20 protein-coding genes and 1 pseudogene are annotated in these 19,969 nt (G+C 66.5%); 11 read left to right on the top strand and 10 right to left on the bottom strand.

Annotated elements, in window-relative coordinates; genetic code table 11:
- Nucleotides 1-46: 46 nt before the first annotated feature.
- A complete protein-coding gene (locus ACWF9G_RS06935; RefSeq protein WP_452514230.1) occupies nucleotides 47-1,000 on the top strand; it encodes an NAD(P)-dependent alcohol dehydrogenase in 954 nt (317 codons plus the stop codon).
- Between the two features lie 951 nt (nucleotides 1,001-1,951).
- On the opposite strand, the gene ACWF9G_RS06930 is transcribed toward ACWF9G_RS06935, so the two are convergent.
- Complete coding sequence (locus tag ACWF9G_RS06930; protein WP_452514228.1) at nucleotides 1,952-2,659, bottom strand: histidine phosphatase family protein; 708 nt, start codon at nucleotides 2,657-2,659, stop codon at nucleotides 1,952-1,954.
- Between the two features lie 357 nt (nucleotides 2,660-3,016).
- On the bottom strand, nucleotides 3,017-4,456 hold the full coding sequence (locus tag ACWF9G_RS06925) for a cytochrome P450 (protein ID WP_452514226.1): 1,440 nt from the start codon (nucleotides 4,454-4,456) through the stop codon (nucleotides 3,017-3,019).
- A gap of 123 nt (nucleotides 4,457-4,579) precedes the next feature.
- On the opposite strand from ACWF9G_RS06925, the gene ACWF9G_RS06920 reads away from it, so the two are divergent.
- The 6 genes from ACWF9G_RS06920 to ACWF9G_RS06895 all read left to right on the top strand — a co-directional run bounded on the left by ACWF9G_RS06920 (nucleotide 4,580) and on the right by ACWF9G_RS06895 (nucleotide 10,263).
- The gene (locus tag ACWF9G_RS06920) at nucleotides 4,580-5,245 is read left to right on the top strand and encodes a TetR/AcrR family transcriptional regulator (protein ID WP_452514224.1); all 666 of its coding nucleotides are present in this window, start codon (nucleotides 4,580-4,582) and stop codon (nucleotides 5,243-5,245) included.
- 859 nt (nucleotides 5,246-6,104) lie between these two features.
- A complete protein-coding gene (locus tag ACWF9G_RS06915) occupies nucleotides 6,105-6,536 on the top strand; it encodes a DUF7144 family membrane protein (protein ID WP_452514222.1) in 432 nt (143 codons plus the stop codon).
- Between the two features lie 65 nt (nucleotides 6,537-6,601).
- A complete protein-coding gene (locus ACWF9G_RS06910) occupies nucleotides 6,602-7,750 on the top strand; it encodes a carboxylate-amine ligase (protein ID WP_452514220.1) in 1,149 nt (382 codons plus the stop codon).
- A 37-nt stretch (nucleotides 7,751-7,787) separates the two neighbouring features.
- Nucleotides 7,788-8,036, top strand: coding sequence for a three-helix bundle dimerization domain-containing protein (locus ACWF9G_RS06905; protein ID WP_452514219.1), 249 nt, complete (start codon nucleotides 7,788-7,790; stop codon nucleotides 8,034-8,036).
- A gap of 164 nt (nucleotides 8,037-8,200) precedes the next feature.
- Entirely contained in the window at nucleotides 8,201-9,889 is a 1,689-nt protein-coding gene (locus ACWF9G_RS06900) for a SulP family inorganic anion transporter (RefSeq protein ID WP_452514217.1), read from the top strand.
- Complete coding sequence (locus tag ACWF9G_RS06895; RefSeq protein WP_452514215.1) at nucleotides 9,886-10,263, top strand: hypothetical protein; 378 nt, start codon at nucleotides 9,886-9,888, stop codon at nucleotides 10,261-10,263. The genes ACWF9G_RS06900 and ACWF9G_RS06895 overlap by 4 nt, the downstream gene beginning before the upstream one ends.
- Nucleotides 10,264-10,283: 20 nt before the next feature.
- On the opposite strand, the gene ACWF9G_RS06890 is transcribed toward ACWF9G_RS06895, so the two are convergent.
- Nucleotides 10,284-10,592: a putative quinol monooxygenase gene (locus tag ACWF9G_RS06890; protein WP_452514214.1), complete on the bottom strand. Its 309-nt coding sequence runs from the start codon at nucleotides 10,590-10,592 to the stop codon at nucleotides 10,284-10,286.
- 112 nt (nucleotides 10,593-10,704) lie between these two features.
- Between ACWF9G_RS06890 and ACWF9G_RS06885 the strand changes: the two are divergent.
- Together ACWF9G_RS06885 and ACWF9G_RS06880 are read left to right on the top strand one after the other, a co-directional pair.
- Nucleotides 10,705-10,845 (top strand): annotated as a pseudogene (locus ACWF9G_RS06885) (ABC transporter ATP-binding protein); the annotation flags it as partial.
- A gap of 226 nt (nucleotides 10,846-11,071) precedes the next feature.
- Complete coding sequence (locus ACWF9G_RS06880) at nucleotides 11,072-11,788, top strand: ABC transporter permease (RefSeq protein ID WP_452514212.1); 717 nt, start codon at nucleotides 11,072-11,074, stop codon at nucleotides 11,786-11,788.
- A 23-nt stretch (nucleotides 11,789-11,811) separates the two neighbouring features.
- Here the strand turns inward: ACWF9G_RS06880 and ACWF9G_RS06875 are convergent, their stop codons facing one another.
- Entirely contained in the window at nucleotides 11,812-11,961 is a 150-nt protein-coding gene (locus ACWF9G_RS06875; protein ID WP_452514211.1) for a hypothetical protein, read from the bottom strand.
- Nucleotides 11,962-12,532: 571 nt separating this feature from the next.
- The gene (locus ACWF9G_RS06870; RefSeq protein WP_452514209.1) at nucleotides 12,533-13,993 is read right to left on the bottom strand and encodes an FAD/NAD(P)-binding protein; all 1,461 of its coding nucleotides are present in this window, start codon (nucleotides 13,991-13,993) and stop codon (nucleotides 12,533-12,535) included.
- Nucleotides 13,994-14,163: 170 nt separating this feature from the next.
- Between ACWF9G_RS06870 and ACWF9G_RS06865 the strand changes: the two genes are divergently transcribed.
- A complete protein-coding gene (locus ACWF9G_RS06865) occupies nucleotides 14,164-15,282 on the top strand; it encodes a LuxR C-terminal-related transcriptional regulator (RefSeq protein ID WP_452514207.1) in 1,119 nt (372 codons plus the stop codon).
- A gap of 43 nt (nucleotides 15,283-15,325) precedes the next feature.
- Here the strand turns inward: ACWF9G_RS06865 and ACWF9G_RS06860 are convergent, their stop codons facing one another.
- The 5 genes from ACWF9G_RS06860 to ACWF9G_RS06840 form a co-directional block, all read right to left on the bottom strand.
- Nucleotides 15,326-15,733, bottom strand: coding sequence for an arsenate reductase ArsC (locus ACWF9G_RS06860; RefSeq protein WP_452514205.1), 408 nt, complete (start codon nucleotides 15,731-15,733; stop codon nucleotides 15,326-15,328).
- An 11-nt stretch (nucleotides 15,734-15,744) separates the two neighbouring features.
- A complete protein-coding gene (locus ACWF9G_RS06855; RefSeq protein ID WP_452514203.1) occupies nucleotides 15,745-16,410 on the bottom strand; it encodes an arsenate reductase ArsC in 666 nt (221 codons plus the stop codon).
- Between the two features lie 23 nt (nucleotides 16,411-16,433).
- Nucleotides 16,434-17,189: an aquaporin gene (locus ACWF9G_RS06850; protein ID WP_452514201.1), complete on the bottom strand. Its 756-nt coding sequence runs from the start codon at nucleotides 17,187-17,189 to the stop codon at nucleotides 16,434-16,436.
- Nucleotides 17,186-17,563, bottom strand: a complete 378-nt coding sequence (locus ACWF9G_RS06845; protein WP_452514199.1) for an ArsR/SmtB family transcription factor — start codon at nucleotides 17,561-17,563, stop codon at nucleotides 17,186-17,188. Before ACWF9G_RS06845 ends, ACWF9G_RS06850 begins: the two co-directional genes overlap by 4 nt.
- 73 nt (nucleotides 17,564-17,636) lie before the next feature.
- On the bottom strand, nucleotides 17,637-18,539 hold the full coding sequence (locus tag ACWF9G_RS06840) for a helix-turn-helix domain-containing GNAT family N-acetyltransferase (protein WP_379303141.1): 903 nt from the start codon (nucleotides 18,537-18,539) through the stop codon (nucleotides 17,637-17,639).
- 101 nt (nucleotides 18,540-18,640) lie between these two features.
- On the opposite strand from ACWF9G_RS06840, the gene ACWF9G_RS06835 reads away from it, so the two are divergent.
- Complete coding sequence (locus ACWF9G_RS06835) at nucleotides 18,641-19,966, top strand: FAD-dependent oxidoreductase (protein WP_452514197.1); 1,326 nt, start codon at nucleotides 18,641-18,643, stop codon at nucleotides 19,964-19,966.
- Nucleotides 19,967-19,969 lie beyond the last annotated feature (3 nt).

Below are 19,969 nucleotides of genomic sequence, written 5' to 3'. Positions count from 1 at the left end.
TATGTCGTGTGTCAGGCTGTCGCTCGATCCTCGGTGCTGGAATCACATGAGGGCCGTCGTGTACGACCACTACGGCGGCCCCGAGGTGCTGTCGGTCGTGGAGGTCCCAGCGCCTTCCCCAGGGCCGAAACAGGTGCTCGTCCAGGTGCACGCGACGTCGATCAACCTCTCCGACTGGGAGACATTGCGGGGGACGCCGCTGTATTCGCGTATCGGCGGGCTCCGGGCACCCGGACGCCCGGTTCTCGGATCCGATATCGCCGGACGGGTCGAAGTCGTCGGCTCCGAGGCCACGCTGTTCGCGCCGGGTGACGAGGTCTACGGCGACAATCTCATGCTCAAGGGTGGGTTCGCGGAGTATGCGGTGGTTCCTGAATCGGCGCTGGCCCACAAACCGGTGTCGCTGAGCTTCGCCGAGGCGTCGACGCTGCCACAGGCGGGGGCGATAGCACTGCAGGGCACGGCCGGCATCACCGCCGGCATGTCGGTGTTGATCAACGGAGCGGGCGGCGGGTCCGGAGCGTTTGCTATCCAGTTGGCCAAGAGTGCCGGGGCGCATGTGACCGGGGTGGACAACGCCGCCAAACTGGCGTTCATGCGCACGCTCGGCGCCGACGAGGTCATCGACTATCGCGCTGAGGACTTCACCCGAACCGGACCGTACGACCGGGTACTCGACCTCGTCGCCCACCGGTCGGTCTTCGCCTATCGCAGGTCGGTCGCGCGTGGTGGCCGGTACCGCTGCGTCGGCGGCACCACGCGCGCGTTGCTGCGGTTGACGACGGTCGGCGTGGTCGCCGGAATGGTGACCGGCCGCAAGCTCGGGGTCCTCGCGGTGAAGGAAGGGCCCGCGCACTTCACACCCCTCGCGGAGTCGTGTGTCGCGGGACGGATCGGTATCCACATCGACCGCAATTTCCCCCTCGACGAGACCGCGAACGCGCTGGCCCACGTCGGTGCGGGACGCGCCCTGGGCAAAGTGGTGGTCGAGATCCGCTGATCGGCACCACCGGATATTCTGAGCCGCAACCGGTCTGGCCGGCCAGCTACCACGACGTGGCCGCTTGGCTCAGCGCGGTAGGCGGCATGAGCGGTTATTCGCCACCATTGCCAGACAGTCCTGCTCGTCGTAGCCGGTGACACCGGCATACGGCGCGATCCACCAGAGGGCTGACTCGTGGCCTCGATCGAATTCGATCCAGAAGCGCCGCACCACGGGCATATACGCCCCCTTCGTAATCACTGATCGTCGAACGCTTGCACGGTATCAACGCTCGTTCGGCGCCCACCACTCGATAATCGGCATGAGCGCGCAGGGTGGATTGCGTGGGCTGAGGGGCAGCGCCTCTTGCTCAATTGTTCAGGGCTAGAGCAGCTTCGATGCTGCCAACGCGGCAGAATGATAGGTCGGTAGAACAGCCCCGGCAGGGTATGTCTCGACCAGCTGCTTTTCTTGCAACTCGTGCCACAGCTGAGAACTCAGGTAGTCGGAAAGTCTCGCCTCCTCCACACCGACCTCGGTCTCGACGAGATACAGCCAGGACGCTGGATTCGCCGCCACGTGTTTCGGTGACCGATACACCCTCCTGACCGCAGTAACGCCCCGCCCTGCGACGGTCATGGCCATCAGACGATCTGCGGCATGAGGTTCGGGGATGTGCTCCGGCGCATCGGGTGTGAACGGAGGTAGGGTCGTAGGTTCGTCGACCAGGCGGTCGACAGGTCCGCGGTGACGGTGGCCGAGAGTGCTTGGGCGACAGCGCCTTCGTCGGCGCGTGATCATTGGCGCAGCAGCCGCTGGTGCGGGAACCTTCCGCGGGCGACCAGTTCGACGACGGTGATCCCATCGGGTGCGGTGGACGACTGCGCCATGGGGAACCCTGGGCTGAGATGCAACCGCGCCCCAGTGCCATCGATTGTGTCGGTGACATCCGGGGCGCGGAAGGGTGAATCAGCCCAGGTCCGGGTGGCCGACCCACTCGACAATCGTCCAGCCCTTCTGCGGGCTGCCCTCGAGGACGACGCGGCCGCCGTTGCGCATCGGATCGGTGCCGAGTTTGCTCTTGTCGGCGTTGTCGGCGTTCATCATCGACCAGAACATGATGGTGCCGCCGTGCGAGAAGATCACCGGGTTGGCGCAGCCGCGGCGCTGCACTTCGAGCAGTGCCTGATCGACGCGGCCGTCGAACTCGTTGCCGTCGATGGAGCCTGGAATCCGTGCGTTCAGGTCGCCGGAGAGCCACTTGATCGGCGCCTGTAGGTACCCGGACAGCGCCTCGGCCTCCGGCGTGCCCTCGTACTGGCCTGCCTCGATCTCCCGGAAACCGGGCTGAATGTTAAGGCTCAGGTCCTGCTTGGCAACGGTCGGTGCCGCAGTCTGCTCGGTACGCACCATGTTGGACGCGAAGGCGCAATCGTAATTCTTGTCGGCCAGCTGGATGGCCAGATTGTCTGCCTGTGTTCGGCCGCGTGAGGTCAGGTCGGGTCCGGGCACCTTGGTGTCGATCAGGCCGGAGGTGTTGCCGAGGGACTCGGCATGGCGCACCAGGGTGATGACCATGTCGCCGCTGCTGCCAGAGCTGCTGCCGGAACTTCCGAAGTCGATATCGGCGGACGCGACGCCGGTGGTAGCGGTTGTGGCCGCGACCGCGGCCGCCATCACCGCACTGGACAATCGAAGAGATCGGATTCGCATGGGTGAGAATGCCTTTCATCGTGGCGAACGCCACTTCAGGTATGCCGAAGAACCGGAACTTGGGGTGTCGCGACTCACAGAAGCAGCTATTTGCCCGAATCAAATGCGGGGTATCCCATTCATCGGGAGCTTTCGCGTACTGGACCGCGCGCAGGCGAAACCACCGGTAGCGGAGGTGCGAGCGGCATGTCGACTCACGCGACCCGCTCACCCGGCCGTTTCGATGCCGCCGATCCCGTCAGGCGACCTGGGAAGATCGCTCCGTCCCGCTCAGGCGGATCACGGGCTGAACTGGCTGCTGGGTGGCCGCGATGAGCCTGGTCATGTCACGTTCCCAGGAGGTGTTCCGGCTGTGCGCCTGCGCAGGGTGATCGGGCCGCCGTCCATCGGGATCGGTCCGGTGCCCCAGGCCAGTGGTGGTTCGTAGTCGGCGGGCACGCTCCACTCGAAATTCAGCAACAGTCGATGCATCACCGACTTGACCGTCATGCCACCGAAATACAGGCCGATGCACTTGTGTGCGCCACCGCCGAACGGTGCCCAGGCCATCTTGTGAGAGCGATCTTCACGGCGATGCTCGGCGAAGCGTTCGGGATCGAACTCATCCGGACGAGCCCACCAACGCTCGTTGCGCATGGTCGGGAACGCTCCGATCATGACGTCGGTGCCTGCGGGAATGTGGTAGCCGAGCAACTCGGTGTCCCGGATAGCCTGCCGGAACAGCGTCCCCGCCGGCGCGTACATGCGGAGTGTTTCCCTGAAGGCGAGGTCCATCGATGCCAGCTGCTCGATGTCGTCGTAGTCCAGGACCGGTTTTCCCAGCGCGATCGACTCCGCGCGCAGCCGCTGCTGCCACTGTGGATGCTTGCCGAGCAGCATGATGAACATCGACAGCGCGAGCGCGCTGGTGTCATGTGCGGCCATGAGGGTGAAGATCATGTGGTTGACCACGTCGTCATCGGTGAAGGCGCGGCCGTCCTGGCTGCGGGCTCGGCACAGCACGCTGAACAGATCGTTGTCGTTCCCGGCCCGTTTGGCGGGCAGTTGCTCGCGGAAGTACTTCTGCAACGTGCGGCGGCCACGGAGGCCGCGGGACCATTTGCCGCCGGGCACATTGGTGCGGACAAGGGCTTGTCCACCCTCGAGGGTGGACACGAAGGCCTGCTCGATCTTCGCCGACTCCGCGCCGAGCTCGGTGCCGACGAAGACCTCGGACGCCAGATGCAGCAGCATGGCCTTGACGTGGGAATATGCCGGGAAGTCCGCGCCGGGCTGCCATGCGTCGAGTTCCCGCTCGATGCCCGGCTTCAGTAGTTCGAGGTAGCTGATCAGGCGTTGGCGGGTGAACGCTTGCTGCAGGATTCGCCGATGGTGCGTGTGCTCCTCGAAGTCCAGCAGCAGAACGCCCCGGCGGAAGAACGGTCCGATCGCCCACTCGAAGCCCTTCTCGCTGGAGAACGCCTTGTCCCGGTTCATCCACAGCGCTTCGAGCGCCTCGGGTCCGGTAGCCAGCACGTACGGGCGCCCCAGCAGATTGGTCCAGGACACTGCGCCGTACTTGTCGATGACGGCGCGAGCTCCTTCCAGCGGCTCGGTCAGCATCGTCAGAGTTCGCCCGAGGAGCGGGGCTCCGGGATCGCCTGGAACCGGCAGCAGGCCGGAGTCGGGAGGGGGTGCCGCCAATGGTCGAGAGGTGGCTGGGTACAGGTCGAGAACCTGCGCTGCGCGGCGCTCGAGTCCGTGCACAAGAGTGCGGTACATCAGCGCTCCTTTCGCGACGTTGCGAGCCGAACGACCGCCCGATAGGTTGTTGGCAGGTGTCAACAATTTAGGCGGATGCCTACAAATTAGAGAAGGGCGGCTGCGACTTGTCAAGATGGAACCATGCCGAACTCTGAGCGGCTGTGGGGCGGCCGAACGGCCGACGAGCGGCAGGCCGAACGCCGCGACAAGCTGGTCGACGCTGCCAAGGACATCTGGGTCGAGTCCGGTTGGGCTGCGGTCACGATGCGTCAGGTATGTGCCCGGACGAAGATCGCCGACCGCTATTTCTGGGGCAGTTTCGAGGACCGGGAAGCCCTGTTGGCCGCCATCTGGGACGAGGAACGCGATGGCGTCCTGGCCGATCTGACCGCGATGCTCGCCGAATCCACCGGCGATCATCCGGTCACGATCCTGCGCCGAGGTGTCGTGCTGGTGACCGATCGGGTCGCTGACGACCCGCGTCGAGCGCAGATTCTCTTCGGTGATCATGCCGGTAACGGGGTGCTCGAACATCGCCGCCACGAGCTGCTGCACATGTTGACCGATGTCTTCGTCGACGCGGCGATTCCCTACGGCCGCAAAGACATCGACGCGAAAGCCTTTCGGCTCAGTGCCATCATGTTCCTCGGCGGCTGGTTCGAGATGATGGTCACCTGGCAGGCCGGGGCGATCGACGCCAGCGCGCGGGAGCTCATCGACCTCACCGTCCAGCACGCAGAAACGTTGGGGCAGCTCTACTTGCGCGCCGACTTCGTCGGCGATCGACAGGCGACCCGCAAGGTGTGATCGTGGCCACCGTCACCGCCCTGCGCATCGGACGAGACCGGTTCCTGCCCGGGTAGCCGAGCCAGTTCGGGGGAGACCAGTGAGGTCGGCAGCAGGAACACGATCGCCGGGATCAAGTACAGGAAGACGCACGCGAGCCCGTAGACGGCCATCGGCGGTACCGGTGAGAGAATCCGGCACGACGATCGAGATTGTTCAGCAGTGTTTGTGCGATTCGTCGCCTTCGAAGCTCAGGTGTCGGCGAATGTGAATCCGAGTCTGGCCCGTGGCGTGCGCCTGCACAGTCGAATATCCGACGCCATCGACAGCGACGTCGGGCCCTGCTCGAACCCGTCATCTGACGATCTCAGCGAAATTTGGATGGAATCGAGCCAGCTCGGATACTAATCGACCGGTTTCTTCCGAACAATCCATCCTGTGGCCTGGTTATCGAACCGATAGCAACGTGGAGTGCGGCCCGTCGAGGGTGGGACGATGGCACCTCGGGACCGCCGATCTGTGCCGGTCCACGGTCGGCCGCCCGATCGCGCTCATCTCTCGTGATTGCGCGACGTCTTGTCCAGCCACATCTTGTTTACAGGAATCCGTTCCGGTAAACTCTGAGCAACCCCACGAATGCGGATAGTTTACCCCCGCAGATACTTTCGCGGGGCCATACGATTCTCGATGATGCGCCACGACACCGAGCGAGCAGTCGCGCACGGAAAAGGGGCATCCCTTATCGTGACTAACCACCACAGGTGGTCCACTGACAAATGGATTCGAACAAGTAGAAGTTTCCGACAGGACCTGCATCCATTCAACGGCGGATTTGCCTGGTGTCGAGTGGGCGGTCCTCAGCATCACCGAGGAGTCGACCATGACCGCACACACGTCTTCGACGCCCGACGTCACACCCGGGGCAGAGCCCGTCGAGCGGCAGGCCGTCGCCGAGGGGATATCCATCGCGGCCGCGTTCATGCTCGTCATCTTGGCGGCGGTCTCCATTCTGCAGGGTATCTCCGCGATCGTGGACGACAAGTTCTACGTCGCCGGAATCGAATACGTCTACGAGTTCGACACCACGACGTGGGGCTGGATTCATGTCGTGCTGGGTGCCGTCGCCTTGATCTGTGGCCTCGGCCTCGCGATCGGATCGACATGGGGTCGGTACGGCGCGCTGGGAATCGCCGCGCTGGTCATCATCGCGAACTTCATGTCCCTGCCGTACTACCCGGCATGGTCCATCGTGATCATCGCGCTGAGTGTCGTGGTCATCTGGGCTGTCTGCACCTGGCGACCCGAACGCTGAGTTCTCGTCGGATGTCTCCTCGATAGCTCGCCCAGCGGTGGGCGAGGCGCCGACCAGGAGGAACGATGGCGTCCCTGTCGATCAACCAACGCGATCGGTTGCACCGCAACGATGTCCGCGCGTTCACCGTCGGTGTGGAGGAAGAGTTCGTGCTGATCGACCCGGCCACCGGCCGCCCGTCCCTGACCAGCACCACCGTGGCGGCAGCCGAGACCGACATCGACGTGCAGCTGGAACTCTCGCAATGCCAGATCGAAACCTGCACTCCGGTCTGCGCGAGTATCGAGGCGGTGCATCGCGAGGTTCGGCGGGCCAGGGGCGCGATCATCGACGCCGCGGCTCGGTCCGGTTCGCTTCCGCTGGCGGTCGGGGTTCCGATCTGGGGCCCGCCTGCCGGTTCCATCACCGACACGCCGAGATACCAGCGCATGGCCGAATGCTTCGGGGCGCTGGTCCAGCAGGTGACCTGCGGTTGCCATGTCCATGTCTGCGTCCCCGAGCGCGACCTCGCGGTGCAGGTCAGCAATCACCTGCGTCGTTGGCTGCCCACGCTGTTGGCGTTGACAGCGAATTCACCGATCGCCGAGGGCATCGACACCGGGCACGCCAGTTGGCGCCACATGCTGTGGGAGCGGTGGCCCAGCGCGGGCCCACCACCGTATTTCCGGTCAGCAGCGCACTACGACGACATCGTCGCGGGACTCGCCGAAGACGGCCAGATTCTCGACCCCGGGATGGTCTATTGGGATGTGCGATTGTCCGATCATCTGCCGACGATCGAGATCCGGATCAGCGACGTGCCCGCCACCGTCGTGGAAACCACACTGTTGGCGAGTCTGGCGCGGGCCCTCGTCATCACCTCGGTCGCCGCCATCGGCCGTGGGCACCTCGCCGTTCCTGTCGCCCGAACGCGCCTGCGCTCAGCGTGCCGCTCCGCCGCCCGCGCCGGGCTCGCCAGTACTCGATTCCCCACAGCCGTCGCGGGTCGTCACCATGCCCTCGCCCGATTGCTTCGCCACGTCCGTCCTGCCCTGGAGGAATCCGGTGACTACGAATTCACCTCCGACACGCTGGCGGCAGTTCTCGCCGGCGGCAACGGCGCCGTCCGGCAACGCGGTGCCCTGCTGGCCGGCGGCCCGGCGAACGTCGTGGATGTGCTCTCGCGCCTGACCGTCGAAGGGTGCGGAGCCGACGATTCCCAGTGGGCGAGATGACGCGACCGGCGAGTCCCGAGCGAGCAGGCGGTGGGTGATGCGAGACGACAACGAATCTGTGCAGATCGATCAGGTGATAGAACGCCTGATCGCCCGTTTCCCCGCGGAATCACCGGCGGAGATCGAGCTCCTGGTTCGCCGTATTCACGAGCGATTCGCCGACGCCCGCGTCCGGGATTTCGTTCCGCTGCTCGTCGAGAAGGCCGCTCGGCAAGCTGTCGGCGTCTACCCGATCGTGGCCATCGGCGAGGGGCCACACAGCGCTGAGACGATGGCTACGATCTAGAGGTTCCCCCACCTGCTGAAGTGCTCTGATCGAGAAAAGGACGGCGCGCTATGGCTGCCACGGACACGGTGCACGCCGTCGTCGAGCCGTCGGCCCCGGTGGCGGCCTTTCCCGCGCGGGCACGAGTACGCTGAGACAACCCGACCATGCCGTGGAAGGAGCGCGTGACCGCCTTACCCGGGATCGCGACAGCCCGCGGATATCGCCGTGCGTGGCTGCGAGCCGATGTCACCGCGGGCCTCGTCCTGACCGCGCTGTTGATCCCCGCCGGTATGGGCTACGCCGAAGCAGCGGGACTTCCCGCGTACGCCGGGCTCTACGCGACCATCGTGCCGCTGCTGGCCTACGCGGTGGTCGGGCCGTCCAGAATCCTTGTTCTCGGCCCGGATTCCTCACTCGCCCCGCTGATCGCGGCCGCGGTGCTACCACTGGCCGCCGTCGATGATCCCGACCGTGCGCTGGCCCTGGCGGGAGTCCTTGCCGTCCTCGTCGGGCTCATTCTGCTCGTCGGTGGATTCCTTCGTCTCGGGTTCGTCACCGAACTGCTGTCCAAGCCCATCCGGCTCGGCTATCTGAACGCGATCGCACTCATCGTCGTCGTCGGGCAACTTCCCAAACTGCTCGGCTTCTCCGTCGATGCGACCGGCCTGCTCGCCGAAATCGCCGAGATCGGGCAGAGCGTGGTCCGCAGCGATGTCGATCCCATCGCGACCGCTATCGGCCTCGGCTCGCTCGCTGTCATCCTGGCCTTCCGCCGGTGGCTGCCCGCGGTGCCGGGGGTGCTGGTCGCGGTCGCGGGCGCCATCGCGATCTCGGCCGCTGCCGGACTCACCGACGACATCGGGATGGTCGGTGCCCTGCCCGAAGGCCTGCCGCTGCCTTCCATCGGCGGCATCAGCTGGGCCGACATCGGGCACCTGATCGGACCCGCGGCGGGGATCGCGCTGATCGCGTTCGCCGACAGCGGCGTGCTGTCGCGGACCTTCGCTTCCCGGCACGGGGAAGATGTCGACGGCAGCACCGAGATGAAGGCGATCGGGGTCGCCAATGTGGCGGGTGGACTGTTCGGTGGATTTCCTGTCTCCGCGAGCGGGTCACGAACTCCGGTCGCCGAACAGAGCGGCGCCCACACGCAATTGGCGTGTGTCGTCGGCGCGATCTCCGTTCTGCTCTTCGTGCTGCTCGCCCCCGGACTCACCGCGTATCTGCCCGACGCCGCGCTCGGGGCCGTCGTCATCGTCGCGGCCACCGCGTTGATCGACGTCCGCGGCATGGTCCGGATGTGGCACATGAGTTCGGTGGAGTTCGCGCTCGCGACGGCCGCCTTCGTCGGGGTCGCGCTGGTAGGCGTGTTGCAGGGGATCATCGTCGCGATCGGTCTTTCGTTCGTCGCGGTGGTCGCGCGAGCTTGGCAGCCCTATCGCACCGAGCTCGTCCAGACGAAGGACCGTCCCGGCTACCACGACATCGAGCGTCACCCCGACGGCCAACGTATCGCGGGCCTGGTGCTGGTGCGGTTCGACGCGCCCTTGTTCTTCGCCAACGGACAGATCTTCGACGAATACGTACGCTCGGTCGTCGCGAACGCTCCGTCCCCGGTCGAATGGGTCATCATCGCCGCAGAACCCATCACCGATCTCGATACGACGGCCGTCGACGAACTCGTCGATCTCGACAATTACTTGGCAGGCAAGGGAATTCGATTGGTCTTCGCCGAGATGAAGGGGCCGATCAAGGACAAGATCATTCGCTTCGGTGTCAGTGACCGGTTCGACGGGACGCACTTCTATCCCACCGTCGAAGCCGCCGTAGACGCCTTTCACCATCGAAGCGACCGTGCGATGGATACTTGAACGTGCTGATCGAGCCGCGGCTCGGCGCCGGCGCCCGCGACGACCTCATCGCGTGGGGCGGCCTGCACCTGCAGTCCGGTCTGGCCGCGTCGCGGTCCGGGCGCCGCGCGCTCGCCGATGACCACCTCGCCGAAGCGCGGGAGACGGTCATTCCGGACGGCTCACCCAGCGAGCGCGTCGGGCACCACTACATCGACCTGTCGCGCGCCTACCTGCTGCACGGCGACCGGCGGCGCGCGTTCGACGCGCTGCTCAGCGCGAAGCGGATCTCACCGGCGCAGACCCGCTACAACCCGATGGTCCACGAGACGACCCGCGCGATCGCCCGCGCCGAAGCGCGCGCGGTCGACAGCGTGCACGGATACGCCGTATAACTCGGAATCGCCGAACGGCTCTAAGCGGGAAGGCCCTTCGCCGGCGCATCGCCCAGGAACTCGACACGAGCCGACTCGACGTACTTGCCGCGGCCGTCGAGGAACGCACGGGTGTGCGGCTGCTGTTCGTGCGCCTCGAACGCCGCCTTGTCGGCGTAGACCTCGTAGAAGAGCCGCGACAGCGGTTCGCCCTCGACGGTGTGCGTGGCGTAGACCAGCGTGCCGGGCTCATGCTCGGTGATCTGGGCGACGAGGTCAGCGACCACCTGGTCGAAGGCGTCGGCGGCGGCCTGGTCGATGAGCGTGAATTTCACGACGAGTGCGAACATGCGCCCGACGGTAGCGTGCCCCGGCCTGTCTCGAGGGCCGGACCGGGACACTGCTCTGGGCTCCCCCCCAGAGGATTTCACCGCCAGGGCGAGATCCACGCTACCGGGGGCAGTCGTGCTCACCACGCAGTATCTGGCCTAGGCCGAACAACTCGCCGACCGGATCGCGATCCTGCACAAGGGGCGCATCATCGTCGACGGCACGCTCGCCGAGCTCGAGCAATTGCTTCCGCCGGCGAAGGTCGAATACGTCGGCGGGGACACCCGTGGCCAGGTGTCGGCGGGACGTCGAGCGGTTGGTCCTTCGGCGGAATTGCCTCTGGTGCATGCCGTCGCAGGGGATACTCCAGGAAGCCGATCCGTCTACCCGGTCGCGATCCGGTGATGCCGAGGGCCGGCTGATTCCGATCCGACAGTTTCGCCAACATGCCGTCGCGCAACAGGTTCGAGGCTAAGAGATGGTACTGACACCGAGCAGCATGCTGATTGTGCTGTGCGTGGCAATGGCCTTCGCGGCGGCCGTGGTGTACCGGATCTGCGGGCTGGGTGCGCCACTGGTGGTTCCGCGAGCCTCGATCCGGGCGGTTCTGCAACTCGGCGTGATCGCTCTCGTCCTGGCTGCGGCACTGCGTCACCTGTGGTCGGCGGCACTGGTCCTGCTCGTGATGTTCGGCGCCGCCGTATTCACGTCGATGCGGCGGGCAGAGGCCGCCTGGTCGGGAATCTGGCTGGGACTTGCCATCGCCACGGGGATAGCCGCGGTATTGCCCGCGACACTGCTCAGCGGTGTCGTCCCGATACACGGCGTGACGTTGGTGTCGATCGGCGGCATCCTGCTCGGTGGCACCATGACCGCAACCTCGTTGGCCGCCCGACGCGGACTCGACGTGATCGATCAGCGCTGGGGCGAGGTCGAGGCCGCGTTGAGCCTCGGTCTCACCGAGCGGACAGCTCGGATGGTGGTGCTTACCGGCGCCGTGACCGACGCGCTGATCCCCGGCGTCGACCAGGCGCGCACGGTCGGTTTGGTCACCCTGCCCGGTGCCTTCATCGGCGTCCTGCTCACCAGCGGTTCCGCCGCCCAAGCGGGCGCGGTGCAGATCCTGGTGCTGATCGGGCTGATGCTGTCGGAGACGTGCGCGGTCGCGGTGGTACTCGAACTGCTCGCTCGTACTCTGGTCTATCGGCCGCGCTGATCATCCGACCCGCCGCACGAGTGCTACTGCACGCACAAGCTGCCGAACAGGCCGTCTTTCTCTTCCTCGGGACCTGCCTGGAAGTACAGGGCGTTCGAATCGCCTAGATCGAGCAGATCGCGTTGCCTGATCGGGACTTCGCGACACCTCTGAGCGCCGAGCAGGAAAACCACTTCCTCACAGTGCTATTCGACCTGCTGGACACCTTCCTCGCCGAACGCGACAGGGTAGATAGTCTTGCCTGAACGGGCAGCCCCTGTCATAGCCAATGTGGGCCTTTCGTCGCCCCCGAACGCAGGTGTCCGCGCCAGGTTTCACGCACTGGAGAAGTGTCCAGCCTTTCGAGCGAGGCAAAACTATCAGGCAGCTATCTATGAACTCTGTCCCGACGGGAAGGCCGCGATGATCCACCAACTCTCCGATGTCGTGGCGATCACGGGGAAGTCGCGGCAGTGGGGGTGCTGGGCCGAACGCGCGCCAGAACTGATGGCCATCGCTGCACCCGACACTCCCTAACACGAGCTGTGGCGTAAGAACCACGAGTACGACCTGCGCGAGGCCTACGGAGCGCTGAGCGCCACAGCTCGGGCCTGCCCGAACCTGCGTGTCCCGATGCGTTTCGTCGAGCCCTTCATCGAGAACTACATGTGGACGGTGGCGCTTTAGCCGCTCGATCTGCTCGTGCACGACCGAACGTGATCTCGGATCGAGGCTGCAGGGGTGCCCCGTACCGCCCGCCTTGATCTAGGCCATGAGGTGGTGGGCGAGGGTGGCGGCTTCCATGGCCAGACCGGGCGGGTTCGTGGCGATGAACGGGGAGTCGGCGGCCAGATTGCCCAGGGCGTGCCAGGTGGGATCGGGCCGGTCCGCGACGAGCAGGCGGCGGGTACCGGGTTCGATGCGCAGGCCGCCGGTGGCCGCCGATTCTGCTGCGCCGCTGGCGAGTAGCGCGCTGACGAGGGGTTCGGTCTCCTGGGGCGTGGTGTACGCGGGCGGGTTGACGGCGTTGAAAACCGCGTCGGCGTGCCATTCGGCGTCGTCGTGGACGGTGAAACCGGCGCCGGGGCCCGCGTCGATCTTGCCGAGGCCGGAACGGAGCCGGAGCTGGCCCGAATCCAGCAGCCGCAATACGATCTTCGCGTTGCGCGGCACCATCGGTGAACTCAGGCTGCTGATCGTACGGAAGTACTCGGAGCGCAGCATGCTCCGGTCCTGCTCGGCCAGCAGCGGCCAGACGATCGGGCCGAGCACTCGGATCGCCATGGTGAGCAGGCGGCGTCCCTGATGCGGGTTGTCCAGCTCGGTCAATTGGCGGCGCAGCCGGGTCACAGGCTCCTCGGTGGCGCGGATCTCTGCGGCAAACGAGTCGAAATCCTGTCCCAGCTCAGCGAGTTCGGCGCGCATGAGCTCGACCAGCTGGTGGAAGTGCACCACGCCGGCGGCGGCCAGCCGCAGCCCATTGGCCGGAGTGAGGTGTTGTGGTGCGAGCGGAAGGGGACGCTGTTGCACGAACGGGAGCACTCCGCTGCGGGATAGAAGACTGATCGGTCCAGTGTGGTTGTTGGTCGTCAGCGCCACGGCGATATCGACCGCCGTCAGACCGCTGCCGACAACTGCGACGCGCGCGTCGGCCGGTATCCCGGCAATCGTCTCGGACAGTGGGTACGGCTCGTTGACGTACCCGGGCGCACCGGTGAGCCCGTAATGGTCACGTGGACGCCCACTCCCGACGCTCAGCACCGCACGATCGACCGGATGATTGCCGCCGTTCGCGGTGTGCAGGACCGCCCGGCCATCGTTCGCGCCACGGCGGGAGAAACCGACGACCCGCGAATTCACCACGCTGACCTGCCAGCCATTCCGTCGCAGTCGACCGATCGCGGTCTGGGCGGTCTGCTCCAGGTATTCGCCGTACACGCTGCGGGGGACCAGCGGCTGACCGAGGCCCTCGTCGAGATATCGGGCCACCTCGTGCCGGTCCTGCAGCCACCGTTCGTAGTGCGCGCGGTCGGTGGCGCGCACCGACATCAGCGCGGGCGGCGCGTTGACCCGGACCGCCTCGAGGTCCGCCTGGTACGGCCGCCCCCGCCACACCGCGGACGAGCCGTCGAACACTGTGATGCTGCCGGGCGTGCCCTCGGTGGCCGCGAGTGCGTCGAGCAGTCCGACCGCCGCAGCGCCCGCACCGATAATGCCGAGATCCATTGTGTTTCCTTCCGATCACTGGGACCGGACCAGCGTCGCCCGCCCGCCGCCACCTCGACCATCCCCCGATCGCGGGGTTCGCTCCGTCTCGGGAATTTCGCGCGCGGTCGGTCGATTACCCCTCATATGTGGGATGGCGGCCGCCGGTCCGGGACGGCAAGGTTGCGGGCATGGGTGTGATTCCGCTCGGGATGCGTGGACTGCTGGCCGGGATCGAGCAGGCCGCGGACGCGCACGCGCTGTTCGCGGAGACCTCGACGCGGTTGCGCCGCGTCACGCCGTTCGACGCCGCGGTCTGGGTGGCGACCGATCCGATCAATGGACTCACCACCGCGCCCGTGCGGGTGGAGAACCTCCACGAAGGCGGGTGCGGCACCTATTGGGAGTCGGAGCTCTTCTCCGAACACGTGAACCTGTTCCGGGATCTGGCGCGGGCGCCGGTCCCGGTCGCGGGTCTGCGCGCGGTGACCGGCGATGACCCGGGACTGAGCCCCCTGTATCGAAACTTCATGTGCCCGCGCGGTTTCGACGACGAATTGCGCGCCGTACTCCGCGTGGACGGACAGCCGTGGGGCCAGCTGAGTCTGTTCCGGGAGCGCGGTCGAAAGCCGTTCCAGGACACCGATGTCGCGCTGGTGAGCGGATTGTCCACGCCGATGGCCCGGCGGCTGCGCAGCTTTGCCCAACCGCTCGCCCCCGCTGCGGCAGGGCGCGCGGAAGCTCCCGGCATGCTGCTGTTCGACCCGGACGGTGGCCTGGTCTCGATCAACGACGAGGCCAGGCACCTGCTCGCCCAGATGCCGCCCGGCCCCGCCACCACGACCGCGCAAGGCATCGAATTGCCGCTGCCCGTGTGGATTCTCAGCACCGCAGGCCGGGCCCGGATCACCGGCGAGAACTCCCGGATCCGCATCCGCACCACGACCGGGCGATGGCTGGTGTGCCACGCCTCCTGCCTACGCGACCTCGCCGGGACACCGGCAATGACCGCGCTGGTCATCGAGTCCGCCACACCGTCAGAGGTGGCCTCGCTGGTGGTGGCCGCCTACGAGCTCACCCGGCGCGAGCTCGACGTCACCGAACTGATCGCGCGTGGCCAGTCCACCGGCGAGATCGCGGCCACCCTGTTCCTGTCCGCACACACCGTGCGCGACCACGTCAAAGCGATCTTCGACAAAGTCGGCGTCACCAGCCGAGGCGAGCTCACCGCCAAACTGTTCACCGACCACTACCAGCCACTCGCCGCCACACAAACCTTGCGAGTGTTCGACGGCGAAAATCGCGCTTAGCCGTATTTACCTGCGTAAACCTGCCTCGGGACCGCGTCGTCGCCTACCGCGCTGGGACCAGCTCGGTGACGAGGTCTTCGATTCGCTTGCGGATTTCATCGCGGATCGGACGGACCGCCTCGACACCCTTGCCTGCCGGATCCTCCAGCGTCCAGTCGCGGTAGTCGACGCCAGGGAAGTACGGGCAGGCGTCACCGCAACCCATGGTGATCACCACGGTCGAGGTCTCGACCGCGTCCGGGGTGAGGATCTTGGGTGCCTGGTTGGTGATGTCGATGCCGACTTCGGCCATCGCCTCGACCGCGGCCGGGTTGAGGGCATCGCCGGGAGCGCTTCCGGCGGAACGTACTTCGATGGCGTCGCCGGCGAGGTGGGTCAGGAAGCCTTGTGCCATCTGGGATCGTCCGGCGTTGTGGACGCAGACGAACAGCACGCTGGGCTTGGTCGACACGGGGGGTCCTTTCAGTGGGTGGTGATGTCGAGAGAGGTGAGGAGGTCGCGGACGCGGTCGCCGATCTCGTCGCGGATGCCGCGTACGACCTCGAGGGACTGGTGGTCGGGGTCGGTCAGTTCCCAGTTCTCGTAGCGGCGGCCCGGGTAGATCGGGCAGGAATCGCCGCAGCCCATGGTGACGATGACGTCGGCGGCCCGCAGGATCTCCTCGGTCCACGGTTTGGGGAACTCGCCGGTGATGTCGATGCCGATCTCGGTCATCGCTTCGACGGCGACCGGGTTGACGTGGGTACCGGGTTCGGAGCCGCCCGACCACGCGATGGCGGAGTCACCGGCCAGATGGGCGAACCAGCCCAGTGCCATCTGAGAACGGCCTGCGTTGTGGGTGCACAGGAACAGCACCACCGGCTTGTCGGTGTGGAGCTTGCCCTCGACCTTGGCCAGTGCGAGCAGCCGCTGCCGGGCGAATCGTTCGGCCAGGAGCGGCAGATAGTTGACCACCGTTGCACGGGAGGCGAACTCGTCGTAGCTGGAGATGAGGAAATGCTCGATGGTCTCGCGTCCGTAGGTGTCGGCGAAGGCCTCGTGTAGCCGGGTCGCGGCGGTGGTGAGCGCGTGGCGCTGGTCGATGGTCAACGTCGCACGATCAGCGTGGGTGACGGGGCTGTCGGACATGCGTGCTCCCGGGGAGGGCTCGGTCAGTGAGTTGTCGGGTCGGATGAGCTGGAGGCAGGACGATCTGAGGTATGCGGGATCACCGCGTTGTCGGCAGCCGCACTCGCCGAGCGGGGGTACAGCACCACAATCAACGCCAAGCCCAGTGCCGCACCGACGAATTGGGCGACGATGAATCCAGGTGCGGACGTGGGTGCGATGCCGGCGAAAGTGTCGGAGAAGACGCGGCCGACGGTGACCGCGGGATTGGCGAAACTGGTGGAGCTGGTGAACCAGTAAGCCGCACCGATATATGCCGCTACCGCCGAAGCGGACAGGGCGGCTCGACTGCTGCGGGCCAGTGCGAAGATCACCGCGATCAGTCCGGCGGTGGCGACGACCTCACCGACCAGATGGCCCGTGGTGATCCGGTCGTGGGTGGAGATCTGCCAGGCACCGAGGTCGAACATGATGTTGGCCAGCACAGCGCCGCAGACCGCGCCACTGATCTGCGCGATCGTGTAGGCGAGGGCGTCGATGAAGTCCAGGCCGGTGCTATGGCGTCGACCGAGCAACCAATCCGCCAGGGAAACAACGGGATTGAAGTGCGCGCCGGACACGGGTCCGAACACCAGGATCAGCACGCCGAGGCCGAAGACGGTCGCGGTGGAGTTGGCGAGCAACTGCAAGGCGACATCGTCGGTGAGCTGCTGGGCCGCGACACCCGAACCGACCACGACCGTGACCAGCGCGGCCGTGCCGACGAACTCAGCCAGGAACCGGCGTTGAATATCGGTCACCGCGCACCCGCCTCGACGGCCGTGACATCGAGCAACTGCGCCAGGGGAGCCAGCGCGCGCGGTTCGATCCGGTAATAGACCCACGACCCACGCCGCTCGCTCGACAACAGCCCGGCCTCGCGCAACACCTTGAGATGATGGGAGATGGTGGGCTGGCTCAACTCGAACCCGGCGGACAGATCACACACGCAGGCTTCGCCGGTTCCACGGCTGGCGACCAGGCTGAGCAGTCGCAACCGCACCGGATCCGACAGCGCCTTGAACGTTGTCGCCAGTTCGGCGGCGGATTCGGCGGACAGAGGTTCCCGGGTCAGCGGGATGACCTCACACGAGGAAGAGTCCTGCGGCTGACAGGACGAAGGCGGTTTCGACACGCATCGATATTGACGGTTGTCGAATCAGTCGACAAGCAAACAATGGGTGAACGCCGCCGTCTCGGCGGAGCTATCAGCAAGCTGATGGCTCACACGCGTCGGAAGAACCGCCGTCCGAGGCGGCGCGACGTTCGAGCAGGACGGTATCGCGCCACGCCCCGTCGAGGATCGCGATGCGCTCCCGCACGCCGACGGTGCGGAATCCCGCCGAGTGATGCAGGCCGATGCTGGCCCGGTTCTCCGGGAAGATCGAGGTCTGCAGAGTCCACAGGCCGTCGGCGTCGGCGGCGATCACCTGTCGATGCAGCAGGGATTTCCCGACGCCGCGCCCACGCGCGGTCTCGGCGACATAGACGGAGTTCTCGGCCACACCGGCGTAGCAGTCGCGACCCGACACCGGCGCGAGTGCTGCCCACCCGACTACTTCGCCGCCGATCTCGGCGACCCAACGATGGTCGGGCAGCCAGGTGGAATCGAGGTGCGCGCGATCCGGTACCTCGGTGGCGAAGGTGGCGTTGCGGGTGGCGATGCCCTCACCGTAGATGCGGCGCACCGCCACCCAGTCGGCATCGGTCATCGCGCGCACCGACACGTCGGCGGGCAGATCCGTCGGGCAGCACGGCCGAGGGGTGAGAACACCCATGACCGCGTCGGCGGCGTGGGGGAGGCCGGTGCAGCAGGCCGGATTGACGGTCACCACCGTCGACGTGCCGTTCTTGTGCACCCGTACGAACCCGACATCGGCGAGCTTGCGGACGTGATGCGACACCGTCGGCTGGGAGATGCCCAGCGACTCGGTCAACTCGCCGACCGTGATCCCGGCGGGCCGGGTCGCGACCAGGTGAAGCAGCCGAACCCGCGTCGGTTCGGCCAGGCAGGCGAACCATTCCGCGTAGGTGGTCGCGTCGTCGACAGGCAACACGTCGACGCGACGCGCGGCGGAGTCGCGGACGGTGGGCATGTCCAGAGACGTCATGCCTCCGATTATATCGACGTTGATCGATGGTTGCATTCATCGACGTGTGTCGATACAGTTTGGATTGTTAGATCGATGAGTGTCGATGAATGGAGTCTGTGATGACCGAACTGCCTGTCGTCGTCGTAGGAGCCGGCCCCATCGGGCTGGCCGCAGCAGCAGAACTGCGCGAACGCGGACTGAGCCCGATCGTGTTCGAACGCGGTCCCCAGGCCGGTGCCGCCGTCGCGCAGTGGAACCACGTTCGCCTGTTCTCCCGCTGGGCCGAACTCATCGCCCCCGCGGGCCGCCGCCTCCTCGACGGCACCGACTGGACCGCCCCGGCCGACGAGGATTACCCCACCGGCCAGGACTGGGCCCGCGACTATCTGACGCCACTCGCCGACGCTCTCGGAGACGCGGTGCGCTACGACACCGAAGTCGTCGGCGTCGCCCGCCGCGGCCGCGACCGCGTCGTGGACTCCGGACGCGACACCGAACCACTGTCGGTACACCTGCGCCGCGCCGACGGATCCGAAGACCGGATCCTGGCACGCGCGGTCATCGATGCCTCCGGCACCTGGACATCACCGAACCCCCTTGGCGGCGAAGGGCTTCCCGCGCTGGGCGAACGTGGCCACCAGGCCGTCGACTACCGTGTGCCCGACCTCGAATCCGACGCCGACCTGGCGCGCTATCGCGGTAAGCACACCGTCATCGCCGGAAGCGGGCACTCGGCCCTGACCGCGATCGTGGCGCTGTCGCAACTGGCGAACGAACCCGGCACCCGACTGACCTGGGTCCTGCGTCGCGGCCAGACCGATGCCACTTTCGGCGGTGGCGAAGCAGACGAACTGCCCGCCCGTGGCGCACTCGGACTGCGCGCGAAGAAGGCCGTCGAGGACGGACTGCTCACCGTTGCTACCGGATTCCGCACCGCCGCAGTCGAAACCGACGACGACAACCGTACGACCCTCGTTGCCGACGACGGGCGCCGCCTCGACGGAATCGACAACGTCATCGCGCTGACCGGATTCCGCCCTGACCTGTCGTGGCTGTCGGAGATCCGTCTGGAACTCGACCCCGTCCTGCAAGCCCCGGTGGGTCTGGCGCCGCTGATCGATCCGAACGTGCACTCCTGTGGCACCGTCTACCCGCATGGTGTCGCCGAACTGTCCCATCCCGAATCCGGCGTCTACCTGGTCGGCATGAAGAGCTACGGCCGCGCACCGACATTCCTGGCGATGACCGGCTACGAACAGGTCCGTTCCATCGCCGCCGAACTCGCCGGTGACCACCAATCGGCCGCCCGTGTCGAGCTGACCCTGCCCGACACCGGTGTCTGCGGCGGCGCCGGAGTCTTCGACGACCCGAACGGTGCGAGCTCCGGCGGCTGCTGCGCGCCCGCCGCGCCCGAGGTACTGACGCTCACGGTTCCCGCACGCTGACCC

The organism is Nocardia sp. NPDC055029 (assembly GCF_053608525.1).
This window is presented reverse-complemented; position numbering and strand designations above follow the sequence as displayed.